Here is a 12,006-nt window from a genome sequence, read left to right on the forward strand (position 1 = left end):
GCGGCCGGCGACTGGGTGCTACTCCCAGGCGGCACCTGGCGGCACGTCGAAACGATCCGAGTGCAAAGTCTGTTCGGCTGAAACCGGGCGACGCGTCCGTCACGGCCTCTGAGGCACGACCGCGACCGGGCACTGGGCGTGGTGCAGAAGTGCGTGGCTGACCCGGCCGAGCTGGAGCCCGACATGGCCCGTCCGGGGCCGGGCCCCGACGACCACGAGGTCAGCGGCTGCCGATCGGTGCACGAGGATCTTGCCGGCCGGCCCCTCGCGCGTCGTACGCTGCGCCCGTACCCGCGGATACTCGGCGATCGCTTCTCCGAGCAGCGAGTCAAGCAGTGCGGAGGCCTCCTCCTCGGGAGTGTGGGTCGCTTCCTCAGGATGACGGCCCAGGTGGGCGGGGCTGCGCCAGGCCCGGACCACGTCCAGGACGCAGTCGCGCACCTCGGCCTCGTGGAAAGCGAACCGCACGGCATCGGCGGCCCTGTCGGCGTCTCCCAGACCAAGCAGAATCCGCTCATGCTTACCCGCCAGGCCCGCCCCGTCGCCTCGGACCACGATCACAGGGCAACGGGCCCGGCCCGCCACGGCCAGAGCGACCGACCCGAGCAGCATTCCTTTGAGCTGACCGCGCCCGCGCGACCCCGTCACCAGCGCGGACGCGCCATCCCCCTCGCGCACGAGGGCGGCTGCGGCCTCCTCCGGGTTGATGTCGGTGGTGACCTTCACATCAGGGTTGCGCCGCTCGGCGCGCTCCGCTCCGGAAGCCACGATGTGTTCCGCCAGCACCCGCTCAGAGGGGCGCTTCAGGCCGGTGGACGGCAGGGCACCCTCGTATCGCTCCCAGAGGGAGGCGTAGACGAGCCTGAGGGGGACACCATGGCGGACTGCTTCGTCCACGGCCCAGTCGAGGGCAAGCAGACTCGAGTCCGATCCGTCGATGCCTACAACCAGAGGGAGTGCCATCGTCCCCACCGCCTTTCATGGGGCTTGCAGCGCACGGGACCTGCAGCGCATGGGACCACTTCACCGTCGCACCCTCACGCACCAGGGCACGAGGGGCCCTTCGGCCCTTTCCAAAAGCAATAGGCCCATGGCTCGTCCATCCCCGCCGCAGCGGCTCACGGTAGGGGCGCACCGCCAGATGTCCACCGTTGGTGATTCCCTCCACCCGGCCGGCACTCCCCGTGCGCGTGCACTCGCGGGACGCGCGAGGCGAAGGCGCATCCACAAGGGTGCACTTCACCGCAATGCGGGCTGTCAGGGTTGTTGCCGACTGAAGGGACGGCCGCCCCCGGGCAGAGACCCATCGTCCCTCCGGCGCCGACGTGCCCCCGGGCCCCCGGGCCCCCGTGGAATAGTGGACGTAGGAGACGGATCGCCTTCGCAAGGCCCGTTGGTTCGCCGAGGGAGGCCCCGGTGTCGGTACAACCACTTGACACGAAGACCGTGACGGCCCTCGTCCACGACGCCACGGCTGCCCCGTCCATGCACAACGCGCAGCCGTGGAGGTTCCGCTTCAGCCGCGACAGCAGCACCTTCCACGTGCGCTCCGACCTCGGGCGCGCCATGCCACACTCCGACCCCGACACCCGTGCCCTCCACCTCGGCTGCGGCGCGGCCCTGTTCAACCTGCGGGTCGCCGCTGTCCACGCGGGCTGGGAGCCGGCCACCCACCTGCTACCCGACCCCGCCGACCCCGAGTTGCTCGCCACGGTTCGGCTGACCGAACCCGCGCGCCCCGACAGCGCCCTCGCCTCGCTGTACCCCGCCATCTACCGTCGGCACACCAGCCGCTACCCGTTCGCGGAGACGGAGATACCCGCATCCGTGCAAGCCGCCCTGGCCGACGCCGCCCGCCGGGAAGGAGCCCAATTGATCTTCCCCGGCGCGTGGCATGTGCAGTTGTTGCTGGACCTGGTCCACGATGCGGAGGGCCGTGATGCCGTAGACCCCGGACGCGCCGAGGACCTGGCCCGCTGGACCCGTATCGGCACCGACATCGCCGATACGGCGACCGACGGGGTCCCGGAGTACGCCTTCGGACCCAGTAAGCGGGACGGCAAGGCTCCAGTACGCGATTTTGCGGGCAGGCGACGAGTCGCTGGCCGCAGTGCCGCCATATTCGAGAAGTCGCCCCATCTGGCCCTGCTGGGCACGACCAACGACCGGCCTGAGGACTGGCTGCGCGCGGGCCAGGCAATGGAACGCGTCCTGCTCCTGGCCACCCTGGAGGGGCTGGCCACTTCGCTCACCTCCCACGCCCTCGAATGGACTGACCTGCGATGGGTGGCGCGCGACCCGCAGTCGGCGATCGGATATGTGTCAATGGTGCTGCGTCTCGGGTACGGCCCCGAAGGCCCCGAGACATCCCGCCGCCCCGTGCGAGACGTGCTCGACATCGAGTGAGCCGGGGAGGCGCGACCGCGCGCCACCCCTCACGTCTCTCTGCCCCCGGTCGAACCCGCCGCCACAATCGTGCACCGCGGCATGACGCACGGCTTTCTGAGCACCAGCCAACTGCTCGTCCGCCAGGTCGACGCGCACGGCTACCGGTTCGACGGGCATGCGCGGGAGGTCACGCTCAACTCCTCGGAGAATCCGGACGCGTCGGTGGCCGAGCTGCGGGCACCAGTCGTCACGACCTGACCTCGGCTACTGCCACGTCGCCACCGCCAAGCTGGCTGCCCAACCCGGTGCTGCCTGGGCCCGGCACGCCTCGCAGATCACTTACGGTCACCCATCGGATTGGGCCGCGCGGGGAACCGGCGACAGTCGAATAGGCGAGCCCACCAGTATGGGACCCCGCCCTGGCCGCGCAGGGTTTCGGCATCCTCACCGAGATTGACGTCACCGACACGCTCAAGGTCAAGCTCGACCAGGACATGGAGGACTATGTGATCGTCGTTGCCTGCAACCCGCCGCTCGCCCACCGCGCGCTGGAGGCCGACCGCACCATTGACTTGCTGCTGCCCTGCGACGTCGACGTCCGCGCCGACGTCGACCGCACCCCCCTACAGGCCCTCGACCCGAACACGATGGTCGCCCTCAGCGAACTCGACGCCCTGCGCCCGATCGCCGAGGAGGCCGCTCGCCGCCTCGACGCCGCCCTCGCCTCACTCACCCAACCCGGCGCGGACGCCTGACGCCACGTGCCCGGGGTGCGGCAGCCGCGCTCGGTCCTACGGCAGAGGCGGCCGGACGGGAACCTCCCCAGATGCTCGGCTGGCTATCCATGGCCGCTCATCGCGATGAAGTCGCCGTGCCAGCTGTGGTACCAGACCTGGCCGGTGGTGGCGTTGACCGACAGCATGCCGGTGATCTTCCCGGATTGGAGGGTGTGCAGGGTGTAGTAGCCCGGGAAGGACTCCGGATCGCCCGCGGTGAGCGTGGTGCCACGGTCGCGCAGCCACCGCTGGGCATGACGGCGGGCCTGCGAGGCCGAGACCGTGGCCTCGCTCTGACTGCCGTAGTGCATGCCGTAGGCGGTGTTCCACATCATCGCCGGCCCGTACTCGATCTGCACGGCGCCGTCGACCGGGTTGACCAGCACCTCGGTGGCCTGGCGGCCGCCGGCGGTCTCCAGTTGGGCGTAGAAGTTGCGGGTGAAGTGCATGACCTCGCCGACCTGCAGGCCGAGCCGGTCGGCGAACGCGCCGGCCCGCTCACGGGCCTGGTCGAGGGTCCGAACCTGGCTGCCGTTGCCCGCCAGCCACCAGTTGCCCGTCATGCCGGAGCCCATCATGCCGGGCGCCCAGGAGTTCCCATCGCCGCCCATCATGCCGGGGCCCTGGTCACCGCTCCACATGCCCGGTCCCCATCCACTGGTCGGGCCTGATGGGGTGGGCGCACCGCTCGTGAGATTGCCGGGCGTCGTAGCGGTCGTCGACGTGGGGGTGGTGCCGTTGCCGGTTCCGGTGCCACCGCCGCTCGCCGCGCACGCGCCGACGGCGACCGTGCCAGCCAGGGCGAGCGATGCCAGGATTGCCGCACGTGTGCGCTGACGGTTCATGATCCTCACCTCGCAGTCGATCCCCCCTGGCCGCCCGCGTGGGGCCACTGCCTACCTACTCACCAGCCTCCCGCCGGGCCGGACAGCCCGCCCAGGGCCATCCGACCCGCATCCGCCGACGTCCGGCCCACCCGAGCCCCTGGCCGCTGTCGGGACTCGGGGACATGGCTCCCAGCCGGTATGCGGGGACATCGCGGATGAGGCACTGCCGAAACCGACCGCCGAACGCTTGCGCGACCTGCGGATACAGCCGGCCGGCCACCGCAGACGTACCGCCCGTCGATCACCGAGCCTGGGCGGCGGGCGCGGCCTCTGCTTCGGCGAGCGCGACGCGGCCGTCCTTCAGTCCGGGCGACGGCCCGGTCCTACGGCACGTTTCCGGCCCATTCCGGTTGGCCTCCCTGTTCAGGCGTCAAGAGGCTGCCTCGCACGGGGCGATTCCCTCGCGCGCGAAAAACGCGCCAGGCACGCTGGCCATCGGGGACCGCTTCCGGCACGGCCTGCAGCAATAGCACGACCCGTGCTGAAGGGCCGGTGTCTCCCGCAGGATCGCGTGGGACACCGGCCCTCCTCTCCCTGTTCTCGGGCGTCTCACCTGCTGTCGCTGATCCCGATGGTGTCCATGAGCGCCGAACGTCCCGCCTCCAGCCGGGCCGCCGGGATGCGGAACGGAGAGCAGGAGACGTAGTCCAGACCGGCCCGGTGGAAGAAGTGGATGGATTCAGGATCACCGCCGTGCTCGCCGCACACGCCCGTCTCCAGGCGGGGGTTGACCGAGCGGCCGGCCTCGACGGCCAGCTCCACGAGGCGCCCGACGCCCTCCTGGTCGATCGAGTCGAACGGTGAGACCCCGAAGACGCCCTTCTCCAAATACAGCGGGAAGAAGGAGGCCTCCGCGTCGTCCCGGGACAGGCCCCAGGTCGTCTGGGTGAGGTCGTTGGTGCCGAAAGAGAAGAAGTCGGCGGACTCGGCGATGCGGCCGGCGGTGAGCGCGGCGCGGGGCAGCTCAATCATCGTGCCAATGGGGCAGTCCAGTGCGATGCCGGTCTCGGCCGCGACCTCGGCGAGGACGCGTCCCGTCTCGGCCCGGGCCAGGCGCAGTTCCTCGACCGCGCCGACGAGCGGGATCATGATCTCGGCGCGCGGGTGGCCGTCGGCCCGCAGACGGGCGGTGACGGCTTCGGCGACGGCGCGGACCTGCATGGCCATCAGGCCGGGCACGGCAAGGCCCAGGCGCACGCCGCGCAGACCGAGCATCGGGTTCTGCTCGTGCATGCGCTCCACGGCGGCGAGGAGTTCATGGTCGCGCGGGTCCCCATCGGTGGCCCGGGCCAGGCGGACGGCGAGTTCCGTGCGGTCGGGCAGGAACTCGTGCAGCGGCGGGTCCAGCAGCCGGATCGTCACCGGCAGGCCGTCCATCGCCTCGAGAATTCCGGTGAAGTCCTCGCGCTGCAGAGGTAGCAAGGCAGCCAGGGCCTGTTCGCGTGCGATGTCGTCACCGGCCAGGATCATCGCCTCGACCAGCGCCCTGCGCTCGCCGAGGAACATGTGCTCGGTGCGGCACAGACCGATACCCTGCGCGCCGAGGCTGCGGGCGCGCACGGCGTCCTCGGGGGTGTCGGCGTTGGCCCGCACCTCCAGGCGGCGTACGGAGTCGGCGTGGGCCAACGCGCCGAGCACCGCTTCGGTGAGCGGGCCTGCTGCGGCGCCGGTCTCCAGTGCGCGGCCGACGTCGGACGCGGTGAGGGGGAGTTCGCCGAGATGCACAGTGCCCGCGGTGCCGTCGACGGAGACGGTGTCGCCCTCGCATACGACGACGCCCGACGGTGTGGTGAATCGGCGTTCGGCGGTGTCGACGGCGAGGGCCTCGGCGCCGCACACGCACACCTTGCCCATGCCGCGCGCGACGACCGCGGCGTGGCTGGTCTTGCCGCCCCGGCTGGTCAGGACCGCCTGGGCGGCGATCATGCCGGGCAGGTCGTCGGGGGTGGTCTCCCTGCGCACCAGGACGACCTTCTCGCCGGTCGCGGCACGGCGTACCGCCTCGGCGGAGCCGAAGACGACGGCGCCCACCGCGGCACCCGGCGAGGCGGGCACGCCGCGCGCGAGGGGCAGGTCGGTGGCCTTCACATCGAAGCGGGGGAACATCAGCCGGGTCAGTTCGGCGCCGTCCACGCGGACCAGGGCCTCGTCGGCGGTGATGGTCTGTTCCTCGCGCAGGTCGTGGGCGATGCGGAAGGCGGCCTCGGCGGTGCGCTTGCCGACCCGGGTCTGCAGGATCCACAGCTTGCCGCGTTCGACGGTGAACTCGACATCGCACAGGTCGCGGTAGTGGTTCTCCAGGGTGCGCAGGTGGTCGCCGAGTTCGGCGTACGCGCGCGGGTCGAGCGTCTTCAGCTCGCTCAGGGGCAGGGCGTCGCGCACGCCGGCGACGACGTCCTCGCCCTGCGCGTCGGGCAGATAGTCGCCGTACATGCCGCGTCCGCCGGTGGCGGGGTCGCGGGTGAAGGCGACGCCGGTGCCGGAGTCGGAGTCGAGGTTGCCGAAGACCATTGCCTGCACGTTGACGGCGGTGCCGAGGTCCTCCGGGATGTGTTCGCGGTGGCGGTAGACGCGGGCGCGCTCGGTGTTCCAGGAGTCGAAGACCGCACGGATAGCGCGGGAGAGCTGGTCGGCCGGGTCCTGCGGGAAGTCCTCGCCCGTCTCCTTGCTGATGATGGCCTTGAACTCCATGGTGATCCGGGCGAGTTCACCGGTGTCGAGCAAGTGGTCGTCGGCGACCGCGTGCCTGGCCTTGTGGGCGGCGATGGCCTGCTCGAACAGGTCGCCGTCGACGCCCATCACGGTGTGCCCGAACATCTGGATGAGCCTGCGGTAGGAGTCCCAGGCGAACCGCTCCTGCCCGGACGCCTTGGCGAGCCCGATGACGGACTGGTCATTGAGCCCGATGTCGAGGATGGTCTCCATCATGCCGGGCATGGAGAAGCGGGCGCCCGAGCGCACGGACACCAGTAGGGGATCGTCTGGCGCGCCGAGGGTGCGGCCCATGGCCTGCTCCAGGCTGGTGAGGGCGTGGGCCGCCTCGACGCCGAGTTCGGGCGGCTCCTCCCCCGTCTCCAGGTAGACCTTGCAGGCGTCGGTGGTGACGGTGAAGCCAGGCGGGACGGGCAGTCCGATCCTCGTCATCTCGGCGAGTCCGGCGCCCTTGCCGCCGAGCAGGGCGGCCATGTCGCGGCCGCCCTCGGCAAACGCGTACACGTACTTCGTCGGCTTGCTCATGGATGGCCTCTCAGGCGTGGGGTACGACGGCCACGGGGCAGCCGACGTGATGGATGGCGGCGTGGGCGACGGGGCCGGTGCCTGGACCGGTGGGCCGCTCGGTGGTGCGGCGGCCAACGACGAGCAGGCTCGCTCCTGATGCGGCCCGCACCAGCACGGACTGCGGGCGGCCCTCGGTCACGGTCTCGACGACCTCGACCCCGGGGTACTTCTCGCGCCACACCTGCAGGACAGCGGTCAGGAAGCCCAGCCACTCCTCGGCCCGGTCCGGACCGCTCACCAGGCCGATGTCTCCGGAGCCGAGTCCGATCGGGGAGGGCTGCTGCCAGGCGTGCACGACCTTCAGGCGCGCGCCCCGCAGCCGGGCCTCCTCGAAGGCGAACTCGATCACGTCGTCGCATGGTTCGGCGAGGTCGATGCCAAGGACGACGTCCCGGTATCCGGTTCGCGTGGACGCGCCGCCGTCACCGTCCGGAAGATGCTCGTCGGCGACCTCCTCCTCGGCCCGGACGAGGACAACGGGCCGGCCGGCCCGCGCCACCACGCCCAGCGCGACCGAACCGACGAGGAACCCGGTGAACCCGCTGAGACCGCGCGAGCCCAGCACCAGCAGGTCGGCCCGCTCGGCCGCCTTCAGCAGGGCGGCGGTCGCGGGACCTTCGACCTGCTCGTCCTCGAGCTTGACGCCGGGGCAGGTATGGCGGATCCGGTCCTCCGCCTGACGCAGGGAGCGCCGCGCGAGGTGTCGCTGAGCGGCCGTGGCGATCTCGCCGTCCTCCTGGCGAGGATGCCAGTTCCAGGCATGCACGAGCCGCAGCGGCCGGTCGCGGCGTACCGCCTCACGGGCGGCCCACTCGGCGGCGGCGAGGCTCTCGGCGGATCCATCGATTCCGGCTATGACGGGCGGAAGCATGATGCGCACCTCCAGCGCTCGGTCTGCTCCTCGCAACCAGCTTCGTCCCGTGGCCTACCGGCAGGTATGGGCCGCCAGGTCTCCGATCGGGCCCGTTCGGCCCCTGCGCGCGCCAAGGGCGCGCAGCCAGGGTGCCGCGGCGGCCCCGGCCGCGGAATCCGCCGGGCGGGTGGTCCTGGTCCCCTGCACACCGGCCGACGAAGGTCCTCCGCGTCCCTCCGCCGGCGTGACCGTCGGAGTCGACTTCCGGGCCCCGGTGAGCGGCGCGCTCCACTTCGCCTTCGAGGCGGCCCGGCTGCGCGCCGCACGACTGCACGCCGTCCACGCCTGGAAGCTGCCCGCACACGCCGCCGCTTCGCCCTTCCCGATCCTGGAGGAGGACCGAGCCACCTGGGAGGACCACGAGGTGCAGCTGCTGTCCGACGCGCTGCGCCCGTGGCCCACGAAGTACCCGGACGTCGACGTCCTGGAGGACGTCGTGCTCTTCACCCCAGTGGAGGCCGTCGTCCACGCCTCGGAAGGCGCCGAACCGGTGGTGATCGGACGGCGTTCCGCCCCGCATTCCACGCTCGGGGAACTGCTGGAGCACTGCCGGTGCCCGGTCGCCGTCGTTCTCGCGTAGCCCGGGAGGGTCGGCCCCGGTGATTGGGTCGTTCGGCCCCTGTGGGGACGGATGGCGTCGGCGCACCGTGAGGACATGAGGACGCGAACACGGATCGCCGTCATAGGCGTCGGCAACGAGTTCCGGCGCGACGACGGCGTGGGCTGGGCCGTGCTCGCCCGACTGCGGGACCGCGCCGTGGAACGGCCACTGCCGCCGGGCACCGTGCTCGCCACCTGCGATGGCGATCCCGGTCGGCTGATCGGGCTGTGGGAGGGCGCTGGCCTCGCGGTGGTCGTGGACGCGGCCCATGCGCACCCTGGCACACCTGGCCGCGTGCACCGTCTCGAACTCGATGCCGGACACCTGGCACAGCCTCCGACGACCAGCTCGCACGGCCTCGGCCTCGGCGAGGCCGTGGAACTCGCCGGGGTCCTGGGCGTGTTGCCCGATCACCTCGTCGTGTACGCGGTGGAGGGCACCGAGAGTGCGCTGGGCACCGGTCTCTCCCCCGCCGTTCAGGCCGCCGTAGAACCGCTCGCCCGAAGCGTCGAGGACGAGGCCGCACGGTACCGGCAGGCGCAGGCGAGGAGGCCGGCATGACCGTGCGGCGCTTCCGCGTGGAAGGCATCGTCCAGGGCGTCGGCTTCCGCCCGTTCGTGTACCGCACCGCGTCCTCACTCGGTCTGGATGGCTGGGTGGCCAACGTCAACGGGCACGTGGAGGGCGAGGTCGCCGGACCACCGCGCGCGATCGACGAGTTCGCCGCCCGGCTGCGCGCCGACGCGCCGGCCCTCGCCCGGGTGCGCCGCGTCCGGCTGACCGGCGGCACACCGCAGCCGGAGTACAGGCGGGGTTTCCAGGTACGACACAGCGCGCCCGCCGACGCTGACACGGCGCCGCGCGAGATCCCGCCCGACGCGGCGATCTGCGACGCCTGTCTGGCGGAGCTGCACGACCCCCGCGACCGCCGCCACGGCTACCCGTTCATCAACTGCACGGACTGCGGGCCCCGCGCCACGATCATCGAGGACCTGCCCTACGACCGTATCCGCACGACCATGCGCCGCTTCCCGCTGTGCGCGGAGTGCGCGGCGGAGTACGCCGATCCGGCCGACCGGCGCTTCCACGCCGAACCCGTCGCCTGCCCGGCCTGCGGCCCCCGGCTGGCCTGGGAAAAGCTGCGCGGCGAGGAGGCGCTGCGGGCGGCGGTCAAATCGGTCGAGGCCGGCGGGATCGTCGCGCTGAAGAGTCTCGGCGGCTACCAACTCGTGTGCGACGCGGGCGATCCTGCGGCGGTGTCGGAGCTGCGGCGCCGCAAGCACCGTCCGGCGAAGCCGTTCGCTGTCATGGTCCGCGACATCGACACGGCAACCCGGCTGGCGCGGATCGGGGCCACCGAGTGGCAGGCCCTGACGTCCCCGGAGCGCCCGGTGGTGCTGCTCGCCCGGCGCCGGTGGCACGGCACCGCCCCGCTCGCCCGCGAGGTGCATCCCGGCCTGACCCGCGTCGGTCTGTTCCTGCCCACCACCGGCCTGCACCACCTCCTCCTCGACGAACTGGCCCGCCCCCTGGTGGTCACCAGCGGCAACCTCAGCGACGAGCCCATCGCCATCGACGACGCCGAGGCCCGGCGCGCCCTGGCCGGTGTCGCGGACGGCTTCCTCACCCACGACCGGCCGATCCGGTCCCGCTACGACGACTCGGTGGTGCAGTTCGCCGGACGGACCCGGATCACGGTCCGCCGGGCGCGCGGGCTCGCCCCCGCCGCCTTGCCGCTTCCCGTCCGCGAGCCGGTCGCCGGGGCCGGGGCCCAGCTCAAGCACACCTTCACCCTGGCCGCCGACGGCCGGGCCCACCTCGGCCCGCACACCGGGGACCTCGCCGACCTGGCCGCCCACGACGCCTTCCTGGAGTCGTACGAGCACCTCAAACGGCTCACCGGGATCGAGCCGGCGGTCCTGGGCCACGACCTGCACCCCGGCTTCCTGTCCACGCAGTGGGCCGAGGCGCAGTCGCTGCGCCGGATTCCGGTGCAGCACCATCACGCGCACGTGGCCGCCTGCGCGGCCGAGCACGGGGTGCAGGGGCGCTTCCTCGGTGTCGCCTACGACGGTCTGGGGCTGGGCGACGACGGCACCCTGTGGGGCGGTGAGATCCTCGTCGCCGATCTGAGCGGCTACCGTCGCGTGGGCAGGTTCGCGACCGCGCCCCTGCCCGGCGGCGACGCGGCGGTACGCCATCCTTCCCGCACGGCCCTGGGCCAACTGTTCGGCGCCGAGACGCTGGGCTCCCCGCGCCCGTATCCGTGGCTCACCCGGTCCTTCACGGACCGGCTGGACCCGGCAGAGGTCGCCACCGTGCGCGCCATGGTGGCCAAGAGTGTGAATTGCCCGCGCACGTCCAGCGCCGGACGCCTCTTCGACACGGTCGCCGCACTGCTGGGGCTCTGCGACCAGGCAAGTTACGAGGGCGAGGCGGCCGTCCTGCTCGAAGCGGCGGCTGGCACCGAGCACTCCGCGGCCCTCGCCCATCGGGTGGTACGGGCGCAAGGCTTGTGGGTGTACGACCCCGCGCCGACGCTGGCCGATCTGCTGCGGCGGCGGCTGAACGGGGAATCGGTGGCCCGGCTGGCGGCGGCCTTCCACCTGACGCTCGGGATCGTCACCGCGGACCTCGTCGCGCGGGCCGTCACCGAGGGTGCGCCGCACACGGTGTGTCTCGGTGGCGGCTGCTTCGTCAATCGCCGACTGCTGACGGAGGTGAAGCGTCGGCTGCACGCGCAGGGACTGCGTGTGCTGGTCGGTGGTCAGGTCCCGGTCGGGGACGGCGGAATCAGTTACGGCCAGGCGGCGGTCGCCGCCGCACGGCTGGCCGAGGAGAGGTGAGCGCGTATGTGTCTGGGCATCCCGGGCCGGGTCGTGGAGATCCACGACGACGCGGGGCTGCGCATGGCGACGGCCGATTTCGGTGGGGTACGGCGCGAGGTGTGCCTCAGCTGTACGCCTGAGGCGGATGTCGGGTCGTACGTCATCGTGCATGTCGGGTTTGCGATCACCTTGGTCGACGAGACGGAGGCGCGCAGGACGCTGTCGGTTTTGCGGGCGATGGCGGGGGCGGTGGAGGGCGAGTTGGGTGAGCCCCTGCCATAACGCTCCGCCGAGTGCCGATCTGAAAACGGCAGGCCGTCCTCAAAATGCGGGC

General features: G+C 71.9%; 10 protein-coding genes and 1 pseudogene. 7 read left to right on the plus strand and 4 right to left on the minus strand.

Annotation, left to right across the window (positions count from 1 at the left end):
- Positions 1-99 precede the first annotated feature (99 nt).
- Positions 100-963, minus strand: coding sequence for a universal stress protein (locus OG390_RS02105; RefSeq protein WP_406164711.1), 864 nt, complete (start codon positions 961-963; stop codon positions 100-102).
- A gap of 453 nt (positions 964-1,416) precedes the next feature.
- On the opposite strand from OG390_RS02105, the gene OG390_RS02110 reads away from it, so the two are divergent.
- The 3 genes and pseudogenes from OG390_RS02110 to OG390_RS02120 form a co-directional block, all read left to right on the plus strand.
- The gene (locus tag OG390_RS02110; RefSeq protein WP_406164712.1) at positions 1,417-2,406 is read left to right on the plus strand and encodes an Acg family FMN-binding oxidoreductase; all 990 of its coding nucleotides are present in this window, start codon (positions 1,417-1,419) and stop codon (positions 2,404-2,406) included.
- 81 nt (positions 2,407-2,487) lie between these two features.
- Positions 2,488-2,646 carry a hypothetical protein gene (locus OG390_RS02115; RefSeq protein WP_406164713.1) on the plus strand — a complete coding sequence of 53 codons (159 nt, stop codon included), beginning with the start codon at positions 2,488-2,490 and terminating at the stop codon, positions 2,644-2,646.
- 158 nt (positions 2,647-2,804) lie between these two features.
- Positions 2,805-3,143, plus strand: a pseudogene (locus OG390_RS02120) (DUF302 domain-containing protein); the annotation flags it as partial.
- Positions 3,144-3,226: 83 nt separating this feature from the next.
- On the opposite strand, the gene OG390_RS02125 reads toward OG390_RS02120, so the two are convergent.
- From OG390_RS02125 to OG390_RS02135, 3 genes are all read right to left on the minus strand, one after another.
- Entirely contained in the window at positions 3,227-4,009 is a 783-nt protein-coding gene (locus tag OG390_RS02125; protein ID WP_406164714.1) for a hypothetical protein, read from the minus strand.
- A 591-nt stretch (positions 4,010-4,600) separates the two neighbouring features.
- On the minus strand, positions 4,601-7,288 hold the full coding sequence (gene ppdK / locus OG390_RS02130) for a pyruvate, phosphate dikinase (RefSeq protein ID WP_406164715.1): 2,688 nt from the start codon (positions 7,286-7,288) through the stop codon (positions 4,601-4,603).
- A 10-nt stretch (positions 7,289-7,298) separates the two neighbouring features.
- The gene (locus tag OG390_RS02135; RefSeq protein ID WP_406164716.1) at positions 7,299-8,201 is read right to left on the minus strand and encodes a universal stress protein; all 903 of its coding nucleotides are present in this window, start codon (positions 8,199-8,201) and stop codon (positions 7,299-7,301) included.
- A gap of 226 nt (positions 8,202-8,427) precedes the next feature.
- On the opposite strand from OG390_RS02135, the gene OG390_RS02140 reads away from it, so the two are divergent.
- The 4 genes from OG390_RS02140 (at position 8,428) to OG390_RS02155 (ending at position 11,954) form a co-directional block, all read left to right on the plus strand.
- Entirely contained in the window at positions 8,428-8,823 is a 396-nt protein-coding gene (locus tag OG390_RS02140) for a universal stress protein (protein WP_406164717.1), read from the plus strand.
- Positions 8,824-8,898: 75 nt separating this feature from the next.
- Positions 8,899-9,405 (plus strand): hydrogenase maturation protease, encoded by a 507-nt coding sequence (locus tag OG390_RS02145; RefSeq protein WP_406164718.1) that lies wholly within the window; start codon positions 8,899-8,901, stop codon positions 9,403-9,405.
- Positions 9,402-11,690, plus strand: a complete 2,289-nt coding sequence (gene hypF / locus OG390_RS02150) for a carbamoyltransferase HypF (protein ID WP_406164719.1) — start codon at positions 9,402-9,404, stop codon at positions 11,688-11,690. Before OG390_RS02145 ends, hypF begins: the two co-directional genes overlap by 4 nt.
- A gap of 6 nt (positions 11,691-11,696) precedes the next feature.
- The gene (locus OG390_RS02155; protein WP_406164720.1) at positions 11,697-11,954 is read left to right on the plus strand and encodes a HypC/HybG/HupF family hydrogenase formation chaperone; all 258 of its coding nucleotides are present in this window, start codon (positions 11,697-11,699) and stop codon (positions 11,952-11,954) included.
- The last annotated feature ends 52 nt before the right edge of the window (positions 11,955-12,006 follow it).

It is taken from the genome of Streptomyces sp. NBC_00996 (assembly GCF_045162675.1).
Lineage (GTDB): Bacteria > Actinomycetota > Actinomycetes > Streptomycetales > Streptomycetaceae > Streptomyces.